We start from the raw sequence: 21,083 nt of genomic DNA on the forward strand, positions 1-21,083 counted from the left end.
CGCGCCGAAGCGGGCGCGCACCCCAGCTTCCCGCATGAAAGAGGCCCCACCCATGCCCTCCCACGCACCGGTGACCGCCGTCCGCGGCACCGGGTTCCACGACCTGCCACGCGCCGTCCGGCACTGGGCGTGCGACCGAGGTGCGGCCCCGGCGCTGACGTTCGTCGACCACGGCACCGACCGCAAGGGCGTGGCCACCACCCTGACCTACGCCGAACTGGACCGGCGGGCGTCCGCCGTCGCGGCGGCGCTGGCCGTGCGCTGCCGCCCCGGCGACCGCGTCGCGCTGACGGCTCCGCACGGCCTGGACTACGTGGTCGGTTTCCTCGGCTGCCTGTACGCCCGTACGGTCGCCGTGCCGCTGTACGCCCCGGAGCTCTTCCGCAGCAACGACCGGCTGGAGGCCGTTCTGCGGGACGCCGGGCCGTCGTGCGTGCTCACCACCCGGGCCGCCGCCGAAGGGGTCACCGCGCTGACCCGCACCACATGCGGCGAGGCCACGACCGTACTGCTCCTGGACGACCTGACGGCGGCCGACGGCCCGGCCGGCACGGCCACGGAACCGGCGGACCCCGGCGACATCGCCTACCTGCAGTACACCTCCGGATCCACCCAGTCCCCGCGCGGCGTGCTCATCGGCAACGACAACCTGGTGGCCGCGGCGCGGCAGAGCGCCGAGCAGTCGGGCCTCACGGAGCAGGACGTCATCGTCTCCTGGCTGCCGTACTTCCACGACATGGGCCTGATCACGGGCATCGCCATGCCCCTCCTCGCGGGCGCCCGCGCGGTGCACCTGACCCCGATGGCCTTCGTGCAGCAGCCGTACCGCTGGCTCCGCCTGATCAGCGACTACGGCGGCACCTGGACCGCCGCCCCCAACTTCGCCCTCGACCTGTGCGTACGCCGGGTCACCGGCGACCACATGACGTCCCTGCGCCTGGACACCCTGCACACGCTGTGCAACGGCAGCGAACAGGTGCGCTCGGAGAGTGTCCGGGCCTTCGCCGAGAAGTTCGCGGCCTGCGGCTTCGCCCTCTCGGGCCACGCCCCCGGCTACGGCCTGGCGGAGGCCACCCTGGGCGTCACCTCCGCCCTGGACGGCGCCACGATCCTCACGTTCGACCGCGCCGAACTGGCCGACGGCCGCGTCCGCCGCTGTCCGCCTGAGGCGCCCGGGGCATGGCAACTCGTGGGCTGCGGCACGCCCCTGCCCGGGGTGGAGGTGCGCATCGCCGACGACGGCACCGAGCAGCCCGCCGACCGGGTCGGGGAGATCTGGGTCAGCGGACCCAACGTCTCGCCGGGCTACTGGGGCCGTCCCGAGGAGACGCGGCGGTCCTTCGGGGCCGAGCTGCTCCGCCGCGACGGCAGCCGGACCGCGCCCGTGTGGCTGCGCACCGGTGACCTCGGATTCCTGTACGAGGGCGAGCTGTTCGTCACCGGGCGGATCAAGGACCTCGTGGTCATCGACGGCCGCAACCACTATCCGTCCGACATCGAAGCCACCGTGGGCACCGCACTCGACGGCATGCCCGTCGCGACCGCCGCGGCCTTCCCGGTCACCGACGAGCAGGGGGAACGGCTGGTCGTCGCCGTGGAACTGCGCCGGGCGGCGGGAGCCGAGCTGCCCGTCACCCGCGCGGAGGCGGTGCGGTCCGTGCGCCGCGCCGTCGGCGAGCACCACGGCGTCGAACCGCACGAGGTCGTCTTCCTGCGGCCCGGTGCCCTGCCCAAGACCAGCAGCGGCAAGGTACGACGCCACGCCTGCGCGGAACGCCACCGCCTCGGGACGTTGGACTACCTGGAAACGGAGTGGTGGACCGCATGAACGAGCAGACCCTGCGATCCTGGCTCGTCTCCTGGCTGTCGCGGCACCTCGACGTCGCCGAGGACGACATCGCTCCCGACCAGCCCCTCGCGGGCATGGGCCTCACCTCCCGGCAGGTCGTGGAACTCTCCGGGAGCCTGGAGGAGCTCCTCGACCGCGCCCTGTCGCCCGCCCTGGTCTACGAGGCGCCCACCGTCCAGTCCCTCGCCCGGCGGCTCCTCGCGCCCGGACCCACCGAGCGGACGGAGCCGGACCCGCCGGCCCTCCCGGACGCGCCCACCGCCGGACCGGACGCCGAGCCCATAGCCGTCATCGGGCTCGGCATGCGCCTGCCCGGAGCGGTGGCCACCCCCGAGTCCTTCTGGGAGCTGCTGAGCGACGGCAGGGACGCGGTCGGTGATCCGCCCCCGGGACGGTGGGACCTGCTCGGGGCGCTGGACCCCGCCGCCCGCGCGGTGCTGGACCGCACGCCCGCCCGCGGTGGCTATCTCAGCGACGACCTGGCCGCCTTCGACCCCGCCTTCTTCGGCATGTCCGACCGTGAGGCCGCCGCCACCGACCCGCAGCAGCGCCTCATGCTCGAGGTCGTCTGGGAAGCGCTGGAACATTCCGGCATCCCCCCGCGCTCCCTCGCCCGCTCCCGGACCGGCGTGTTCGTCGGCGCCTCGGTCTCCGACTACGGGGCGGTGCAGATGAGCCACCTTCCGGAGATCAACGCCTGGAGCGGTGCCGGCTCCGCGCTCGGGGTCATCGCCAACCGGGTCTCCTACGTCCTGGGGCTGCGCGGCCCGAGCCTGGTCGTCGACACGGCCTGTTCCTCCTCGCTGGTCGCCGTGCACCAGGCCGTACGCAGCCTGCGGTCGGGGGAGAGCGATCTCGCGCTGGCCGGCGGGGTGAACCTGCTGCTCTCCCCGGCGGTCACGGTGAACTTCGAAGAGGCCGGAGTCATGGCCTCCGACGGCCGTTGCAAGACCTTCGCCGCCGACGCCGACGGCTACGGCCGGGGTGAGGGCTGCGGCGTGGTGATGCTCAAGCCGCTGTCCCGCGCCCGGCGCGACGGCGACCGCGTGCTGGCGGTGATCCGCGGCAGCGCGGTCAACCAGGACGGCGCGTCCAACGGCCTGCTCGCCCCCAACCCGGAGGCACAGGAGGACCTGCTGCGCACGGCGCTGGCCACGGCCGGACTGACCGCACCGGACATCGACTACGTCGAGGCTCATGGCACGGGGACCGCCCTCGGCGACCCCATCGAGGCGGCCGCCCTCAGCGCCGCCCTCCTCGACGGACGCGACCGGGACCTCCTCATCGGGTCGGTGAAGACGAACATCGGCCATCTGGAGGCGGCGGCGGGCGTCGCGGGCCTCATCAAGGTGGTGCTGGCCCTGGGCCATGACACCCTGCCGGCCAGCCTGAACTTCGACCGCCCCAATCCGCTCATCCCCTTCGACGAGCTGAGGATGCGCGTCGTCACGGAGCGCACACCGTGGCCGCGCACCGAGCGCCCCCGCCGGGCCGGTGTGAGCAGCTTCGGCTTCGGCGGTACGAACGCGCATGTCGTCGTGGAGGAGGCGCCGCCCGAGGCGCCCCGCCGGGGCACCGGTCGTGCCGGATCCGGTGAGGTCCTGCTGGTGCCGGTCTCCGCCGGATCGGCGGACGCGCTGGACGACCGGCTGCGACGGCTCGAGGACTGGCTGGCCCGGAAGGGCGCCCATGTGCCCTTCGACGACGTGGTGCACACCCTCGCCCTGCGCCGGTCCCACGAACCGGAGCGGCTCACCGTACCCGCCCGGGACGCGCACGGGCTGCGGCGGGCGCTCGCCGACCACATGGCCGGCACCGCCGTGCCCGGACTCGCCCGTGGCCGGGCCGCCGCCGAACCGCCCGGCGCCGTCTGGCTGTTCTCCGGCCAGGGCTCCCAGTGGGCCGGCATGGCACGGACCCTGCTGGACACCGCTCCGGCCTTCCGGCGGGTGATCGACGAGCTGGAACCGATGATCGCGGCCGAGTCGGGCTTCTCCCTGCGCCGGGTGCTCGACGACCCGGAGGTGCCCACCGACGTCTCCGTCGTGCAGCCGCTGATCTTCGCGGTGCAGCTCGGCCTCGCGGAGCTGTGGCGGGCGCACGGGCTGCGGCCCGCCGCCGTCGTCGGGCACTCCATGGGGGAGGTGGCCGCGGCCGTCGTCGCGGGCGCCCTCGACATCCGCGACGGCGTCAAGGTGATCTGCCGGCGGTCGCGGCTGCTGCTGAAGGTCGCCGGCCAGGGCGCCATGGCGGTGATCGAGAGTCCTGCCGAGGAGGTCGCCGCCCGGCTGGACCGGACGGCTCAGGCGGCTGCGGTGACCGTGGCGGTCGTGCCGAGTCCCCGCTCCACCGTGATCGCCGGAGACCCCGAGGGCGTCCGGCGGCTGGCCGAGGCCTACGAGGCGGACGGGCTCAACGCCCGCCTCGTCCAGGTGGACGTGGCGTCGCACTCGCCCCAGATGGACGTCCTGCTGGACCCGCTGATGGCGGAACTCGCCGATCTCACGCCGCGATCGCCCCGTATCCCCTTCCTCTCCACCGTCGAGGGGCGACTGGACCGTACGCCCGCCTGCGACGCGGCGTACTGGTGCGACAACCTGCGCGCCCCCGTCCGCTTCGCCGACGCCGTGCACACCGCCTTCCGCGCCGGACACACCGCCTTCGTGGAAATCAGTGCCCACCCCCTGCTCACCCGCGACACGGCCGCGACCCTCGGCGACCACGACGGTGTGCTGGTCACCGGCACCCTCGTCAGGGACCAGGACGCCCAGGAGAGTTTCCTGGCGGCCGTCGGGCGCCTCCACTGCCACGGCCTGCGACCGGACTGGGAGCACTTCACCCCCGACGGACGCACCGCCGACCTCCCGTTCATGTCCTGGCGGCGGACCCGGCACTGGACCGCCGTCCCCACCGTGGCAGTGAGCCGTACTCCCGTCGACGCCCCCGTACCGTCCGGCGCCGGACTGCTCGGCACGGTCACCACCCTGGCAGCCCATCCCGGCACCCGGCTGTGGCAGCCGCAGCCGGTCGGACCCGCCTGGGACCCGCTGCGCGCACACCTCCTCCACGGCCGGGAAGTCATGCCGCTGTCGGGCTACGCGGCCCTGGCGCTGGCCGCCGCACGGGAAGCCGGCCTCGGTGCTCCGGACGTACGCGATCTGACCGTCCACAGCCCGCTCGTCCTCGACGAGACGGTCCGCGCCCTGCAGATCACCCTGCGCACCGGGGACACCCCCGGCGAGCCCGCCGACCTGGACATCCACGCCCTGGACCCCGCCGGACACTGGCAGCGGCACGCTTCCGCCCGACTGCACGACGACCCCGGCGCCCTGGTCGACGAGGCACCCGACGCGGCCGTCACCGGGCAAGTGGAAGGGACCGGTGCCGACGAGGCCGCCGAACGGGCCGACACCGTCGAGTACTACGCACGGCTGGCCGAGGCGGGCCTCACCTACGGCCCCGCCCTGCGCACCCTGCGCCGGCTGCGGAGCGCCCCGGGCGAAGCCGTCGCCGAGGCCGAGCCGCACACCGCCACCGGGTCCTTCCGCGAACTCGACGCCGCGTTCCAGGCGCTGCCCGCCGTGCTGCCGCCCGCCTCGGGCTGGACCGTGACCGGACTCGACAGCCTGGTCCAGCGTCCTGACGGTCCCCCCGGAGCGCTCACGGTCCGGGCCAGGATCTTTGGCGATCCTGCCGGGCCGGCGCTCGTCGCGGAGCTGGACTGGTACCGGTCCGGAACGCCGGTCGCCCGCGCCCGCGGCGTACGCGTGCGCCGTACGGACGCGCGTCCCGCCGCCGTGCGACCGGCCTGGCTGCACGGACTGGAATGGCAGCCGGCACCTCAGCCCGACGGTGTCCCGGAGGGCCCGGTCGTCGTCGTGGGATCCGGCGTACTCGCCGACTCCCTGGCGCAGCGCCTCACGGAACTCGGCGTCACCTGCCGGTCCGTGGCCGGTCCGGGCCCGGCCGAACTCACCGGCGCCGAGCTGCGCCGGCACCTCGGCCTGGACGACGGCGTCCGGCACGTGGTCCACCTGCCCGCCCCCGGCACCGGACCGGAGTCCGCCCTCGCGCTGACCCTCGACGCCGTCCGGCTGGTCCGCGCCGTCGCCGAAGCCGACGGGCCACGGCTGTGGTTCGCCACCGTGCAGGCCCAGCCGGTGGGAAGCGGCGGCCCCGTCGACCCCGGCCACGCGGCCCTGTGGGGCATCGGCCGCAGCGCCGCTCTGGAGCACCCGTCCGCATGGGGCGGCCTGGTCGACCTGGAGGCCCCCGCGGAGCCGGACGACGCCGCCGCCTCGGCGCGGGCGCTGGTGACCGAACTGGCCGCCGCTCCCGGTACCGGGACCCAGAGCGCGTACCGCGCCACCGCGCGCCACGTCCCCCGGCTCACCGCACGCCCGCCCGCCACGACCCGTGGCCGTGCCGTCCGGCTGGACCCGCACGGCGCGCATCTCGTCGTCGGGGCCACCGGCCGGACCGGTCCCGCCCTGCTGACCAGGCTCGCCGCCCTCGGCGCCCGCCATCTGGTGCTGCTCTCCCGGCGCGGCGTGCCGGGGGCCGCGGCACGGACCGTGGAACGGCTGCGGGCCACGGGCACCACGGTGCACGAGGTCGCCGCCGACGTCGCCGACGAGGACGCCCTGCGCGCGCTGTTCGCCCGTTTCGGCGCCGAACTCCCCCCGCTGCGCGGCGTCTTCCAGGCGGCGTTCGTCGAGGACGTCGCCCCCCTCGCGGACCTCACCCCCGAGCGGGTCACGGCCGTGCTGCGGCCCAAGGTCGCGGGCACCGCCCTGCTGCACCGCCTCAGCGCCGGCCACCCGTTGGAGCACTTCGTGTGCTTCTCCTCCACCACGGCGTTGCTCGGGTCCCAGGGCCTGGCCCACTACGCCGCCGCCAACTGCTACATGGACGCACTCGTCCACGAGCGCCGGCGCAACGGAGCGCCCGCACACGTCGTCAACTGGGGCCCGTGGCGCGACGGCCTGGACCCCGCGGTCCACCAGGCCATCACCGCGACCGGCATGCGCCTCATGCCGGGGGAGCAGGCCGCCGCCGCACTGGACCAGGTACTCGGCGCGGACACGGCGCAGTTCGTGATCGCCGACGCCGACTGGCCGGCCGTCGCCGCCGCCTACGCCGTACGCACCCCGGTGCCGCTCCTCGCGGACCTCCGCCAGGACGTCGACCCCGTCCTGCCCGGCCCCCGCACGGCCGAAGACTCCGGGGCGGAGCCTGTCGCCGAGGACGACGTGGCGGCCCTTCTGGCCGGCGCACGGACCGCGGAACGGCGCCGCGAGATCGTCCTGGCCCACGTGCGGGCGACGGTCGCCCGGGCCCTGGACCTCGAGGGGCCACAGGCGCTCGACCCCGACGCCGACTTCCATGCCCACGGCATGGACTCGCTGATGACCATGACCGTCCTACGACGCCTCAAGGCACTGGCTCCCGGTCTCAACCTGGCCGCGATCAGCCCGCACCGAACGGTGACCGCCCTGGCCGACGCCGTGCTCCGGCACCGGGAGGAGACCGGAGCGGTCTGACCCGGCGCCCGTGCCCGTTCCCCACCACCCACCACCTCGCACCCACACCGAGGGCACGTCCGCCCGCGGAGGAAAGAAGGAAACCGCCATGTCCGAGAACGCCTTCGTCGTCGTCCACGACCGTCCGTACGGAGCCGGTGTCGTCGCCGCCCGTCCGCTGGCCGCGGGCGAGGTCGTCGCCGACCTCAGCGAGTGCGTCACCGCCGACGCCCCGTCCGTCTACACCATCGACGTCGGCGGCGGCCGGCACATCGACGGTCCCCAGGTCCGCTACCTCAACCATTCCTGCACGCCCAACGTGTACGTGGACGCGGAGCGGATGGACGTACGCGCCCTGCGGCCGGTCGCCGCCGGGGAGGAGCTGGCCTTCTTCTACCCCTCCACCGAATGGGACATGGTCGCCCCGTTCGACTGCCTGTGCGGCGCGGCCGACTGCCTGGGCACCGTCGCGGGAGCACGCGCCGCCTCCCCGGCGGTGCTCGGCGGCCACCGGCTGAACCGGCACGTGGCGGAACGCCTCGCGGCCGCCGAAGCGATCCGGAGCGCCTGATGCCGCGGTCCTGTCTCGTCGTCGGCGGGAGCCGCGGCATCGGCCGGGCCGTGGCGGAGGAACTGCACGCGGCGGGTGAGCGGGTCGCCGTCACCTACCGCAAGGGCTCACCGCCCGACAGGCTGTTCGCCGTCCAGTGCGACGTCACCGACACCGCGGAGGTCGATTCCGCCTTCCGCGCCGTAGAGGCCGAGCAGGGCGCGGTGGAGGTCCTGGTCGTCAACGCGGGCATCGTTCAGGACCAGTTGCTGGCCGCCATGCCGGAGCGGTGCTTCACCGAGGTCCTCGACACCAATCTGACCGGCGCCTACCGGGTGGTGAAGCGCGCCGTCCGCGGCATGTTGCGGCAGCGGCGCGGACGAATCGTCCTGGTCTCGTCGGTGGTCGCGCTGCAGGGATCCGCCGGGCAGGCCAACTACGCGGCCTCCAAGGCGGGGTTGATCGGCTTCGGCCGCAGCCTCGCGCGCGAGCTGGGGCCGCGGAACATCACGGTCAACATCGTCGCGCCGGGCCTGACCGAGACCGACATGACCGCGCGGCTGGCCCCGGCACTGCTCGAGGAGTACCTCCGGCAGATCCCGCTCGGCCGCATGGCGCAGCCCGCGGAAGTGGCCCGTGTCGTCGGGTTCCTGGCCTCGCCCGCCGCGGACTACGTCACCGGAGCCGTCATCCCCGTCGACGGCGGCTCCTCGATGGGGCACTGAGCCCCCGTACGATCGCAAGGAGACTTGATGGGCATCCTCGAAGGCCGGCGCGTCCTGGTCACGGGCGTCCTCACCCAGGCATCCATCGCCTTCCACGTGGCGCGGGTCGCGCAGACCGAGGGTGCGCGGGTCGTGCTCACCGCGCACGGCAGGCCCAGCCTGGTGCGGCGCATCGCGCAACGCCTCCCGGAACCGCCCCCGGTGATCGATCTGGACGTCACCGACACCGCCCAGCTCGCCACCCTCGCCGACCGTGTGGGGGAGCACGTGGACGGCCTGGACGGAGTCCTGCACTCCATCGGGTACGCCCCGCCGTCCGCCCTCGGCGGCAACTTCCTGTCGACGCCGTGGGAGGACGTCGCGACCGCGGTCCACGTCTCGACATACTCGCTCAAGTCCCTCACCACGGCGGTGCTTCCGCTCATGGGCGAGGGCGGCTCGGTCGTCGGCCTGGACTTCGACGCCTCCCGGGCCTGGGAGGGGTACGACTGGATGGGCGTGGCCAAGGCAGGGCTGGAGTCCTGCGCCCGCTACCTCGCCCGCGAGCTGGGCCCCCGCGCGATCAGAGTCAACCTGGTGGCCGCCGGCCCGCTGGCGACCACCGCCGCCCGCAGCGTCCCCGGGTTCGACGGCGACTTCTGGGACCGGGCCGCGCCGCTGGGGTGGGACGCGGCGGACGCGGAGCCCACCGCACGGGCCTGCGCAGCGCTGCTGTCGGACTGGTTCCCCGCCACCACCGGCGAGATCGTGCATGTGGACGGCGGCGCGCACGCCGTGGGCGGCAGCTGATCCCGATGGCGGTCAACAGGGCGTATCTCGGCCGAGTTTTCCCCGTCACCGAGCCGTACGAGGTCACCCGCGCCGCGGTGCGCGCGTTCGCCGACGCCATCGGCGACCCGCATCCCGTCTACCACAGCCCGGACGCCGCACGCGCGGCCGGCCACCCGGACCTGGTCGCCCCACCGACGTTCGCCGCGCTGGTCGCCGGGAACGCGTACTGGCCGCTGCTGGAGGACCCGGACTTCGGTTTCGGCCCCGAGGGCACGGTGCATCTGGCACAGCGGTTCCTGTACACACGGCCCATCCACGCCGGTGACACCCTCCGGGCCGAGGTCACTCCGGAGACCCTGGACACCCAGGCCGGCCGTGACCGCGTCGTCTTCCGCAGTCTGCTGCGCGACGCCCGGGGCGCGACCGTGGCCACGGTCCTGACGACACTGCTCGCTCCGCAGGCAGCACCCGCCCCCTGAACGGGATGGCCGAAACCGGATATCGGACGGGGACCGCCCGGGACAATGATGATCGAAATTTCGCACAAGGGGGCTTGTCATTCTCTATCTGATTCTCGCTTGTGACGTGCTGTTCTGGGTCTTCCTCGTCGGCGGCCTGGCGGCGCGCTACGCCGCCGGCTGGCGGGCACTGGGCGGTGCACTGCTGCTCTGCGTCCCGCTGATCGACGTCGTGCTCCTGGGCGCCACCGTCCTCAGCGTCCGGGACGGCGCGGAGCCGACCGTCTGGCACGGCCTGTCCGCGGCCTACCTCGGCCTCACCGTGGTGTACGGCCACCGCACCGTGCGCTGGGCCGACGCGAAGTTCGCCCGCCGCTTCGGCGGTGACGCCCCGCCGCCGCGCCCCAAGCTCTATGGCCGTGCGGCCGTCGTCGACGCGTGGAAGTCCTGGTTCAGGTTCCTGCTGGCCTACGCGATCAGCGTCGGCATGATCTTCGGTCTGGTGGTGCTGGTCGGTGGCCTGGACAGGGGCGCCCCGCTGCTGGTCTGGCTCAACCCGCTCACCAAGGTCCTTGTGTACAGCTTGATCTGGCCCGTGGTGACCACGCTCTGGCCCGGCAAGGCACCGGAGCCGGTGCAGGACAAGGCCGGCGGGGCCGGCTGAGCCGGCCCCGCCTCGGCGGTCACCGGCGGTGTGCGGTCAGTCCCGGAGGTAGGGCCGGTGCCAGTGGCGTTCGCTGAGGACCTCGGCCCACTCGCCTTCGAGCTGTTCCCGCCTGTCGTCAGGAAGCTCGTCCAGCCTGGGGCGGAGCCCCTCGATGATCTTCGCCACCTCCTGCGGGTCGCGCCGGACAGGCAGACCGAGGTGGTGGGCGATCGTGCGGAGGGTCATGGCGGGTCATCCCAATCCAAGGTGTTTCCGCGGCCTGCGCTCCCCACCCACCTGCGTCCGCGCAGGCCGAGCACAGCGCTCACACGTCCATACTGCGCGACTGCCGACCAGGTCGCGTTCGTACGGCACCCAAGGCCCGGTCCCCCGAGCGGGGACCGGGCCTTCGCGCTGTCGCCGCAGGTGCGGGGTGCTGCGGGCTGACTCACTCTGGGTTTCCCACGACCACCCGAGAGTGAGGAGCGCCATGCGTCGTACCTTTGCCCGGGCGCTGGCCGGGCCGCTGGTTCTGGCGGCTGCGGCAGCCGCCGTACCGCTGGTGTCCGCCGCCCCCGCGGCCGCTGACAGTGTCGTCGTCGGCGGGTTCCCGGTCGATGTGTCGAACAGCCCCTGGACCGTGGCGCTGGCCAGCCGTGACCGGTTCGGGGGTACGCGGGCCGGTCAGTTCTGCGTCGGTGTGGCGGTCAGCCGGCACACCGTCCTCACCGCGGCCCACTGCATGGGCGAGGAGGTCCTCGGGACCACGCCGGACCGGCTGCGCGACTTCAGTGTCATCGCGGGCCGTACGGACCTGCTGTCGAGCGGCGGCCAGGAGATCCGGGTCCGCCGCACCTATGTGAACCCGGCTTACGACAAGGCCACCAACGCGGGCGACTTCGCCGTGCTCACCCTCGCCCAGCCGCTTCCCGCCGGTGCGGTGATCAGGATGGCGGGCGCCGGCGATCCCGCCTATCTGCCGGGGTCGTCGGCCCTGGTCTACGGGTGGGGGGACGTCACGGGCGCGGGTGACTACGCGCGGGGGCTGCGGGCGGCGCGTGTGCATGTGCTGCCCGACGTTCTGTGCAGAAACGCTTATCCAGGCGGCGGTGAAGGCAGGTACCAGGCCGCCAGCATGGTCTGTGCCGGGGAACCGCAGGGAGGGCGGGACGCCTGTCAGGGGGACAGCGGAGGGCCGCTGGTCGCTCAGGGGAAGCTGATCGGGCTGGTGTCCTGGGGCACCGGCTGCGGTCGCGCGGGCAGTCCTGGCGTCTATACGCGGGTGTCCGAGATCGCCCGGGCGCTGCGGTGGAGCGTCCGGGCGGCCGACAAGGCCTGAAGGCCTGAGGGTATGAGCGCGGGCGGCCGCCCCTGACGTCAGGGGCGGCCGCCCGTCAACCGGCCTGTGCCGGAGCTGGCTCGTCGTTGGTGCGAGGTGTCAGCGCTCTTCTTCGGACGCCGATGCGGGAACGGACGTCAGCCGCTCCGTCTCGTCCTGTATCTCAGCGGCGATCTTCTTGAGTTCCGGCTCGAACTTGCGGCCGTGGTGGGCGCAGAAGAGCAGTTCTCCGCCGCTGAGCAGGACGACACGCACGTATGCCTGTGCGCCGCAGCGGTCGCAGCGGTCAGCGGCCGTCAGCGGGCTCGCGGGGGTCAGAACAGTAGTCACGTCGCCTCTTCTCTAGCTCGACGAGCTGTCGTACCAGGGTCAACATCCAACCAGCCCCAAAACGTTCCCGCTCGTGGCTTCTCCCTCAGTGAAATTTTCCGAGGGGGCCGGCTGCTGCCGGGTTTGGCGGCGAATGTGCCGTAGTGCGTCTCTGGCTTGCTTACGGTTTCGCGCTGTCGGTCAAGGTCAGGTCCTCCCGGCTGGTTGCCGGTTTGTTCATGAGGACGTGCCCGGAGCCTAAATGGTTCATGCCTGGAAGGGAACGTGATATGTACTTCACCCCATCGAGGGATCGAACACGCATGCGACCCTGGACTAGTCTGTGTTTCGCACGAGGGTGGCGTTACAACGGCTCTACCAGGCCTCGGTACCCTCTTGACGGCTACCGAAGCCGCGCCCTTACCCATCAGGGCGTCACCTGAAATTCAGCGAGGAGCGAACCGCGTGACCGCCGAGACGTCCGTGCCGTCCACAGCGCTGCTGGCAGGAGCAGACCGGGACGGTTCCAACTACACCGCGCGGCACCTGCTCGTCCTCGAGGGCCTCGAGGCCGTGCGCAAGCGCCCGGGCATGTACATCGGCTCGACCGACAGCCGCGGTCTGATGCACTGCCTGTGGGAGATCATCGACAACTCCGTCGACGAAGCTCTCGGCGGCTACTGCGATCACATCGACGTGATCCTCCACGACGACGGGTCGGTGGAGGTCCGGGACAACGGCCGCGGCATCCCGGTCGACGTCGAGCCCAAGACCGGCCTGTCCGGCGTCGAGGTCGTCATGACCAAGCTGCACGCCGGCGGCAAGTTCGGCGGCGGCTCGTACGCCGCCTCCGGCGGTCTGCACGGTGTGGGCGCGTCCGTGGTGAACGCCCTGTCGGCGCGGCTCGACGTCGAGGTGGACCGGGGTGGGCACACGCACGCCATCAGCTTCCGGCGCGGCGTCCCCGGAGCCTTCGCCGGCGATGGCGCGAACGCCAAGTTCGACGCCAAGGGCGGCCTGCGCAAGGCCAAGAAGATTCCCAAGACCCGCACCGGCACGCGCGTGCGTTACTGGGCCGACCGCCAGATCTTCCTCAAGGACGCCAAGCTCTCGCTGGAGACGCTGCACCAGCGCGCCCGCCAGACCGCGTTCCTGGTGCCCGGCCTGACCATCGTCGTCCGCGACGAGTTCGGCCTCGGCGAGGGCGGCAGCAAGGGCGAGGAGTCCTTCCGCTTCGACGGCGGCATCAGCGAGTTCTGCGAGTACCTCGCCACCGACCGGCCGGTCTGCGACGTCCTGCGCTTCTCCGGCCAGGGCACCTTCAGGGAGACCGTCCCCGTCCTGGACGAGCACGGCCAGATGACCCCCACCCAGGTCACCCGTGAGCTAGACGTCGACGTGGCGCTGCGGTGGGGCACGGGGTACGACACGACCCTGAGGTCGTTCGTGAACATCATCGCCACCCCCAAGGGCGGCACCCACGTCGCGGGCTTCGAGACGGCCATCACCAGCACGGTGAACGAGGTGCTGCGTACCAAGAAGCTGCTGCGCGTCGCCGAGGACGACATCGTCAAGGACGACGCCATGGAGGGCCTCACCGCGGTCGTCACCGTGCGCCTCGCCGAGCCCCAGTTCGAGGGCCAGACCAAGGAGGTCCTGGGCACCTCGGCGGCCCGGCGCATCGTGAACACCGTGATCTCCAAGGAGCTCAAAGCGTTCCTGACGTCCACCAAGCGCGACGCCGCGGCACAGGCGCGCGTGGTCCTCGAGAAGGCCGTGGCAGCCGCCCGCACACGCATCGCGGCCCGCCAGCACAAGGACGCCCAGCGCCGGAAGACGGCCCTGGAGTCCTCGTCGCTGCCCGCCAAGCTCGCCGACTGCCGCAGTGACGACGTGGACCGCAGCGAGCTGTTCATCGTCGAGGGTGACTCCGCGCTCGGCACCGCCAAGCTCGCCCGGAACTCCGAGTTCCAGGCGCTGCTGCCGATCCGCGGCAAGATCCTCAACGTCCAGAAGTCGTCCGTGACCGACATGCTCAAGAACGCCGAGTGCGGCGCGATCATCCAGGTCATAGGGGCGGGGTCGGGCCGGACCTTCGACATCGACGCCGCGCGCTACGGCAAGATCATCATGATGACCGACGCCGACGTCGACGGCTCCCACATCCGCACGCTGCTGCTGACGCTGTTCCAGCGCTACATGCGGCCGATGATCGAGGCGGGGCGGGTGTTCGCCGCGGTGCCGCCGCTGCACCGGATCGAACTCGTCCAGCCCAAGAAGGGGCAGGACAAGTACGTGTACACGTACTCGGACCGTGAGCTGCGCGACAAGCTCATGGAGTTCGAGAGCAAGGGTGTCCGGTACAAGGACTCCATCCAGCGGTACAAGGGTCTCGGTGAGATGGACGCCGACCAGCTGGCCGAGACGACGATGGACCCGCGCCACCGTACGCTGCGCCGGATCACCCTCTCCGACCTGGAAGCCGCCGAGCGGGTCTTCGATCTGCTGATGGGGAACGACGTGGCGCCGCGCAAGGAGTTCATCTCCAGCTCGGCGGCGACGTTGGATCGGTCGCGTATCGACGCGTAGCCGCTGCGCTGGGCTTGGGCCGGCTTTTCGGCCTCGGCTTCGCCTTCGGCCCCTGCTTTGGGTTCCCACCCGCACCGCCCGTGACGCTTTCGTCGCCGGGTGCGGGTGGCCCCAGAGGGAGTTGTTCGCCGTCGGCGGCCGCGCGTTCGTCTGCTGATCTGCCTGGCCACCCCCGCATGAATCACCTGATGGGGTGAAGCCCGCCGAGAAGCCGAGTCGGCGATCTTTCCGTTCTGTCCATGCTTGGGCATGTGCTCAAGCGACGGTCGTCCGTGCGCAGCCGGCGGCGCACGGTACGACGATCCCTGGTACGACGCCCTCGCCTCCGGGTGGGGGGAGTCGGGCGGTACGGACGCTCCGGAGGCCGACCCTCCGGTCGCGGGTGACGTGTACCTCGAGGTGCAGCGCAGCGCGGCCTTCCGGGAAGTGCGGAGCCGGTATCGCAGGTTCGTCGTTCCGGCGGTTGCTGTGTTCCTGTCGTGGTACGTGGCGTATGTCGTGGCCGCCACGACCGCGCCGGGGCTGATGGCCCGCCCCGTCGTGGGTGCCGTGAACGTCGCGATGGTCGCGGGGCTCGGACAGTTCCTCACCACCTTCCTGCTCACCTGGGCCTACGCCCGCCACGCGCGGCTGCGCAGGGACCGGTCGGCACTGGAACTGCGCTGGGACACCCAGGAGTTGACGCGCGTCACACGGGGCGGTGTCTCGTGACGGAGGACCACCAGGCCCTGGCACTGCTGCTGTTCGGTGTCTTCGTGGCGATCACGCTGGCCATCACGACGTGGGTGAGCCGCAACCGGCGTGGTTCGGCGGAGGAGTTCTACGCGGGCGGCCGGCTCTTCACACCCATGGAGAATGGTTTTGCCATCGCCGGCGACTACATGTCGGCCGCCTCCTTCCTCGGGGTCTCCGGGCTCATCGCCCTGTTCGGCTACGACGGGATGCTGTACTCGGTGGGCTTCCTCGTGGCCTGGCTGGTGGTGCTGTTCCTCGTCGCCGAACTGGTCCGGAACTGCGGGCGGTTCACGCTCGCCGACGTGGTCGCCGCACGGTTGCGGGAGCGCCCGGTGCGGATCGCGACGGGAACTTCCTCGGTCACCGTGTCCGTTCTGTATCTGGTGGCGCAGATGGTGGGCGCGGGCGCCCTGGTCGCGCTGCTGCTCGGGGGCAGGAGCGAGGCGGCGCAGGCCTGGACCGTCATCGGCGTCGGCGCGCTCATGGTGATCTATGTGTCGTTGGGAGGGATGCGGGCCACCACCTGGATCCAGATCGTCAAGTCGGTCCTGCTGCTCGGCGGCACCGTCGCGTTGACCGCGCTCGTCCTGCTGCGCTTCCACGGCGACTTCGACCGGCTGCTGCTCACGGCGGCCGAGCGCAGTGGCCACGGTGACGCGTTCCTGGCGCCCGGGCTGAAGTACGGCGGTGACTGGACGGCCCGGTTCGACTTCATCAGCCTCGGCCTGGCGCTGGTGCTGGGCACCGCCGGGCTACCGCACATCCTGTCCCGCTTCTTCACCGTGCCGACCGCCCGCGCGGCACGGCGTTCCGTGGTCTGGGCGATCGGGCTCATCGGCGGCTTCTATCTCATGACCATCGTCCTGGGCTTCGGCGCGGCCGCGATCGTCGGGCCCGAGGCGGTACGCGGGTCGAACGCGGCCGGGAACACGGCGGTGCCGCTGCTCGCCCTCGATCTCGGCGGCGGCGCGGCTTCCACCGGAGGAACGGTTCTCTTCGCCCTCGTCGCGGCCATCGCCTTCGCCACGATCCTCGCGGTGGTCGCCGGAATCACGCTCGCGTCCTCGGCCTCCGTCGCCCACGACCTGTACGCCTCACTACGGCGGCGGCGCGCCGAGCCCCGGAGCGAGGTGGCCGTGGCACGCGTCGCGGCGGTCGGTATCGGCGTGCTGGCGATCGCCCTCGGCCTGCTGGCCCGCGACCTCAACGTCGCCTTCCTGGTGGGCCTCGCCTTCGCCGTCGCCGCCTCCGCCAACCTGCCGGTGCTGCTCTACTCCCTGTTCTGGCGGGACTTCACCACGCGCGGCGCCGTATGGGCCGTGTACGGCGGACTGGTCCCGGCCGTGGTGCTCGTGCTGCTGTCACCGGTGGTGTCGGGCAGCCCCGACTCACTGTTCCCCGGAGTCGACTTCCAGTACTTCCCCCTGCAGAACCCCGGCCTCGTCTCGATCCCCCTGGGCTTCGTCGCCGGCTGGCTCGGCACTCTCACGTCGGCCGAGGTCCCCGACGAGGCCAAGCACGCGGAGACCGAGGTGCGGTCGCTGACGGGGGCGGGGGCGGTTTAGGGCCTGTCCGGCGGATCATGCCGGCGTCGCGGGATCTGGCACGCCTCACTTGGGCCAGCGGCGCCTCCACCGTCGTACGACTTCCCGGTCGTCGACGGCTGAAGCGGTCCATGCCACGGCCCCGTCAGCCGGCGACTCGCGAGACCGCCGGGCTGTCGGCTGACGTTTGGGCGGTCCACGTCCGTATGAAGTGGCGGGCACGGTTCCTTCCCCCGCCCCCACGGGCCGTGCCTCAGGCGCGGGTCGCCCACACGTAACGGTGTTCCGGGCGGCCCGCGTCGCCGTACTTCAGGGTGAGGCGGGCCCGCCCCGTACGCTCCAGGAGCTTCAGATAGCGCTGGGCGGTCTGGCGGCTCACCCCGGTCCGCTCGGCGATCTCCTGGGCCGACAGAGCGCCTTCGGCGTTCATCAGGGAGCGGCGTACGAGTTCCGCGGTGGTGGGGGAGTGGCCCTTGGGCAGGTCGGGCTCCGAGGGGGCAGAGAGAGCGCCGAAGATGCGGTCCACCTCGGCCTGTTCCGCCTCGCCGCCGCCGTCGAGGGTGCGGCGCAGGTCCGCGTACGCCTCCAGCTTCCCGCGCAGACCGGCGAAGGCGAACGGCTTGACCAGGTACTGCAGGGCGCCGTACCGCATCGCCGCCTGCACCGTCGACACGTCCCGTGCCGCCGTCACCATGATCACGTCGGTCTGGTGGCCGCGCCGCCGCATCTCCTGGACGACCGACAGTCCCGTCCCGTCGGGCAGATAGTGGTCCATGAGGACCAGGTCCAGCCGGGGCAGCTCCTCCACGTGGCGCAGCGCCTCCGCCGCGCTGTGCGCCTCACCGGCGACGTGGAAGCCCGGCACCTTCTCGACGTAGGCGGCGTTGACCCGCGCGACGCGCGTGTCGTCGTCCACGACCAGGACCTCGATCATCGCGACTCCTCCTCGGCGACGGACCGCCCATCTGACGGCACGGTGAGGGCGGGCTGCAGGTCCGGCTCCGCCAGCGCCTCGGGCAGGACGACGGTGAACTCCGCGCCCCCGCCGCCCGCCTCGCCCACCGTCGCGCTGCCGCCCTGCCGTTCGGCGAGCCTGCGCACGAGGGAGAGCCCGATGCCGCGCTCGCGGTGGGCCGGGCGCTGCTTGGTGGACCACCCCTCGGTGAAGATCAACTCGCGCTGCTCCTCGGGGACTCCCGGTCCCGTGTCGCGCACCCTGAGGATCGCGGTACGCCCCTCGGCGCGCAGTTCGACATCCACGCGCGCGTGCGGCGTGCCCGCGACGGCGTCCAGCGCGTTGTCCACGAGGTTGCCGACGATCGTGACGAGCCCCCTGGGGTCGATCAGCCGGTCCGGAAGCCCGGTCCGGTCCGCCAGGCGCAGGGCGACGCCGCGCTCGGCCGCCACGGTGGCCTTGCCGACCAGCAGGGCCGCGAGCAGTGGATCCCGGATCTTCTCGGCGACCTGCTCCGCGGTGGCCCGGTGATCACCGACCACCTCGCCGACGAACTCCACGGCGTCGTCGTACATCTCCAGCTCCAGCAGCCCGAGGAGCGTGTGCATGCGGTTGGCGTGCTCGTGGTCCTGCGCGCGCAGGGCGTCGATCAGGCCGCGCGTCGAGTCGAGCTCCCGGCCGAGCTGCTCCAGCTCGGTGCGGTCGCGCAGGGTCGCGACGGCGCCGCCGTCGTCGGTGGGCATACGGTTGGCGATCAGGACGCGCTGGCCACGGACCGTGAGCAGATCGGTGCCGGTCACCCGGCCCGCCAGCACGTCGGTCGTACGACCCTCGCCGAGCGCCTCGTCGAGGGACCGGCCGACGGCCTCGTCACCGATGCCGAGCAGCCGCCCCGCCTCGTCGTTGAGGAGGCGGATACGGCCGCCGCGGTCCAGGGCGACCACGCCCTCCCGGATGCCGTGCAGCATCGCCTCGCGCTCCGCGAGCAACGCCGAGATGTCGGAGAAGGCCAGGTCACGGGTCTGCCGCTGAACCCGGCGGGAGATGAGCCAGGCGGCCAGCGCGCCGACCGCCAGGGCGCCGCCCGCGTAGGCGAACAGCCCCGGGATGGCGTGCAGCAGCCGGGCCCGCACACTGTCGTACGCGATCCCGACCGAGACCGCCCCGATGATCTTCCCCTCCCCGTCGCGCAACGGCACCTTCCCGCGCGCGGTCCGGCCCAGGGTGCCGCTGTCGATCTGCATGACCTCGTGGCCGGCGAGTGCCTGGCCCGGGTCGGTCGAGACGCGCCTGCCGATCTCGCTCGCCGTGGGGTGGGACCAGCGCACCCCACGCCGGTCCATCACGACGATGTACTCGGCCTTCGTCGCCTCACGGATCCGCTCCGCCTCCCGCTGAACCGGTCCGCCGGCCGTCGCGGGGGTGTTCACCAGATCCTCGGCGATCTGCGGCTGGGCCGCGGTGGTCTGCGCGATCGACAGCGCGCGGCGCATCGCCTGGTCGTCCAGCTGGTCGCTCAGCGGAGCGAGGAACAGGCCGGTCGCGAGCACCGCGACTCCCGCGGCGATCGCCACCTGCATCAGCAGCACCTGCGCGAACATCTGCCGCGGCAGACCGAGGCGCAGGCGGCGGGCGGGGGGAGAGGGGCTCATACCCATGACGGTACGTGGGTGCGCGGGGAGGCCCGTAGAGGGATGTGGTGTGGATCTCTTGATCGACGTCGTGCAGGGGTGCGGGAACGGGAGGTGGGCCGGTCTACCCAGGAACGGGATCCGGCGGTGGGTGTACCCGGGAGCGGCAGCCGACGGTGGCTTGGGACGGTCGCGGCACGCGCGCGGGACGGGCCGGTATCCGGCGGTCGGCGTACTCAGGCCCCCGGCGCGCCCGGTTCGGTCAGCTCGCGAGCGCCGTAGCCATGGTCAGCTCGCGCACCGCTGTGACGTCCATCCGCGCGGGCGAGCCGAGCACCGACCCGCAGCTCTCGGGACGGGGCGGCAGCGAGGTGCCCTGTGCCACGCCGACCCGCCAGTGGCGCCCGTCCCTGTGGGCGACGGTCACCTCCCACCGCGGGGCCGCGCCGTCGGTCCGTACGACGCTCAGCGCCTCGGCGGCGTCCTCGCCGGTAGCCCGGCGCACGGCCAGCTCGGCAGCCTGCCCCGGCCGCTCCCACGCCGAGTTCCCGCGACAGCCGTCGACGACGATCCGGCCGTCCTGGACGCTGTGCAGGACCTCCTTGACGGCGTGCGCCTCAGCCCTGCCGTACGCGTAGCCGTACGGCAGCACGAGCAGCGTCGGCGAGAACCGGTGTCCACCCAGATGGGTGACCTCCCAGACGCCGTCGACACCGGAGGCGGCGAGCTCGGCCGCGAGAGGGCGGCCGAGGAGCGCGCAGCAGCGGTCCCGCTTGCCGTTGGTGCAGACGAGGGCGAGCGGATCGCCTGTGTGGGGCCGCCCCTGGAGGACCGAGTCGAAGGTGCGCGGGTCACCCGTGCCCAGCGCGGCGAAGTCCAGGTCGAGCAACCGCTGCGCGTCGCGCGTCGTGGCGGAGTGCAGCCAGACGTTGCCCGGCACGGTGTGGGCCACGTAGACCTGGCGCTCGGCGGGGGCTCCGCAGTCGGCGTGCCGACCGGGGCGACGGATGAGGGCGACGCGTACGCCCGTGCCCTTCGCGGCCGCCTCCAGGACGCGGCCCAGCCCGGGATCCAGGTGGCTCTGGGTGAGCGCCTTGGCACCCCACGGACCGGGCTGCTCCAGCAGCAGCCAGGTCGTCGCGGTCGCCGCGGTCCCCGCGATGGGCTCGTCGAGGTCCTGCGAGACGGTTGAGCACGTACTCACAGAGGTGAGCCTAACCTGACTTGGGTCGGGGTGGCTTCCCGAGGGGGTGCTGTCCTGCCGCGGTCGGCGGCGGCGCGGGGCGTGGGGCGGGCGGCGGGGGGCCATGGAGGGTGCCGGAGGCGGCCCGAGAAACGCGTGTGGCCTGGTGCCGTTCTGGCGCCAGGCCTCATCGGTGAGGATCGAGCAGTGACGGGGTGCCGGCTGCCCGCCGGATCGGTGGCCCGGCTCGCTCAACGGTTGCGCGCGGCCGGGGGAG

General features: G+C 72.7%; 16 protein-coding genes. 11 read left to right on the forward strand and 5 right to left on the reverse strand.

The genetic code is table 11. The features are described from left to right. The first annotated feature begins 52 nt into the window (after positions 1-52). From IF78_RS0119260 to IF78_RS0119290, 7 genes are all read left to right on the forward strand, one after another. Positions 53-1,828, forward strand: coding sequence for a fatty acyl-AMP ligase (locus IF78_RS0119260; RefSeq protein WP_051828014.1), 1,776 nt, complete (start codon positions 53-55; stop codon positions 1,826-1,828). Continuing rightward, entirely contained in the window at positions 1,825-7,392 is a 5,568-nt protein-coding gene (locus IF78_RS0119265) for a type I polyketide synthase (RefSeq protein WP_158751435.1), read from the forward strand. Before IF78_RS0119260 ends, IF78_RS0119265 begins: the two co-directional genes overlap by 4 nt. An 88-nt stretch (positions 7,393-7,480) precedes the next feature. After that, the gene (locus IF78_RS45085) at positions 7,481-7,942 is read left to right on the forward strand and encodes an SET domain-containing protein-lysine N-methyltransferase (RefSeq protein ID WP_051828017.1); all 462 of its coding nucleotides are present in this window, start codon (positions 7,481-7,483) and stop codon (positions 7,940-7,942) included. After that, on the forward strand, positions 7,942-8,646 hold the full coding sequence (gene fabG / locus IF78_RS0119275; protein WP_031486369.1) for a 3-oxoacyl-ACP reductase FabG: 705 nt from the start codon (positions 7,942-7,944) through the stop codon (positions 8,644-8,646). Before IF78_RS45085 ends, fabG begins: the two co-directional genes overlap by 1 nt. A 24-nt stretch (positions 8,647-8,670) precedes the next feature. Continuing rightward, positions 8,671-9,435 carry an enoyl-ACP reductase FabI gene (gene fabI, locus IF78_RS0119280; protein WP_031486368.1) on the forward strand — a complete coding sequence of 255 codons (765 nt, stop codon included), beginning with the start codon at positions 8,671-8,673 and terminating at the stop codon, positions 9,433-9,435. A 5-nt stretch (positions 9,436-9,440) separates the two neighbouring features. After that, positions 9,441-9,896: an FAS1-like dehydratase domain-containing protein gene (locus tag IF78_RS0119285; RefSeq protein ID WP_031486367.1), complete on the forward strand. Its 456-nt coding sequence runs from the start codon at positions 9,441-9,443 to the stop codon at positions 9,894-9,896. A 106-nt stretch (positions 9,897-10,002) separates the two neighbouring features. Next, on the forward strand, positions 10,003-10,539 hold the full coding sequence (locus tag IF78_RS0119290) for a hypothetical protein (RefSeq protein ID WP_051828019.1): 537 nt from the start codon (positions 10,003-10,005) through the stop codon (positions 10,537-10,539). 36 nt (positions 10,540-10,575) lie between these two features. Here IF78_RS0119290 and IF78_RS0119295 read toward each other — a convergent pair whose 3' ends face one another. Then, on the reverse strand, positions 10,576-10,767 hold the full coding sequence (locus tag IF78_RS0119295; protein ID WP_031486365.1) for a hypothetical protein: 192 nt from the start codon (positions 10,765-10,767) through the stop codon (positions 10,576-10,578). Between the two features lie 244 nt (positions 10,768-11,011). On the opposite strand from IF78_RS0119295, the gene IF78_RS0119300 reads away from it, so the two are divergent. Then, positions 11,012-11,860, forward strand: coding sequence for a S1 family peptidase (locus IF78_RS0119300; protein ID WP_031486364.1), 849 nt, complete (start codon positions 11,012-11,014; stop codon positions 11,858-11,860). A 99-nt stretch (positions 11,861-11,959) separates the two neighbouring features. On the opposite strand, the gene IF78_RS0119305 is transcribed toward IF78_RS0119300, so the two are convergent. Continuing rightward, positions 11,960-12,190, reverse strand: coding sequence for a DUF7455 domain-containing protein (locus IF78_RS0119305; protein WP_030945102.1), 231 nt, complete (start codon positions 12,188-12,190; stop codon positions 11,960-11,962). A 444-nt stretch (positions 12,191-12,634) separates the two neighbouring features. On the opposite strand from IF78_RS0119305, the gene IF78_RS0119310 reads away from it, so the two are divergent. The 3 genes from IF78_RS0119310 (at position 12,635) to IF78_RS0119320 (ending at position 17,058) form a co-directional block, all read left to right on the forward strand. After that, the gene (locus IF78_RS0119310; RefSeq protein ID WP_031486363.1) at positions 12,635-14,758 is read left to right on the forward strand and encodes a DNA gyrase/topoisomerase IV subunit B; all 2,124 of its coding nucleotides are present in this window, start codon (positions 12,635-12,637) and stop codon (positions 14,756-14,758) included. A 249-nt stretch (positions 14,759-15,007) separates the two neighbouring features. Then, complete coding sequence (locus IF78_RS0119315) at positions 15,008-15,469, forward strand: DUF485 domain-containing protein (protein ID WP_031486362.1); 462 nt, start codon at positions 15,008-15,010, stop codon at positions 15,467-15,469. Continuing rightward, positions 15,466-17,058 (forward strand): solute symporter family protein, encoded by a 1,593-nt coding sequence (locus IF78_RS0119320; RefSeq protein WP_031486361.1) that lies wholly within the window; start codon positions 15,466-15,468, stop codon positions 17,056-17,058. Before IF78_RS0119315 ends, IF78_RS0119320 begins: the two co-directional genes overlap by 4 nt. A gap of 232 nt (positions 17,059-17,290) precedes the next feature. Here IF78_RS0119320 and IF78_RS0119325 read toward each other — a convergent pair whose 3' ends face one another. The 3 genes from IF78_RS0119325 to IF78_RS0119335 form a co-directional block, all read right to left on the reverse strand. Next, positions 17,291-17,971, reverse strand: coding sequence for a response regulator (locus tag IF78_RS0119325; protein ID WP_031486360.1), 681 nt, complete (start codon positions 17,969-17,971; stop codon positions 17,291-17,293). Continuing rightward, on the reverse strand, positions 17,968-19,644 hold the full coding sequence (locus tag IF78_RS0119330; RefSeq protein ID WP_031486359.1) for an ATP-binding protein: 1,677 nt from the start codon (positions 19,642-19,644) through the stop codon (positions 17,968-17,970). The genes IF78_RS0119325 and IF78_RS0119330 overlap by 4 nt, the downstream gene beginning before the upstream one ends. A 241-nt stretch (positions 19,645-19,885) precedes the next feature. Next, entirely contained in the window at positions 19,886-20,827 is a 942-nt protein-coding gene (locus IF78_RS0119335) for a ferredoxin family protein (RefSeq protein ID WP_031486358.1), read from the reverse strand. Between the last annotated feature and the right edge of the window lie 256 nt (positions 20,828-21,083).

This window comes from Streptomyces bicolor (assembly GCF_000719285.1).
In the GTDB taxonomy this organism is placed as follows: domain Bacteria; phylum Actinomycetota; class Actinomycetes; order Streptomycetales; family Streptomycetaceae; genus Streptomyces; species Streptomyces bicolor.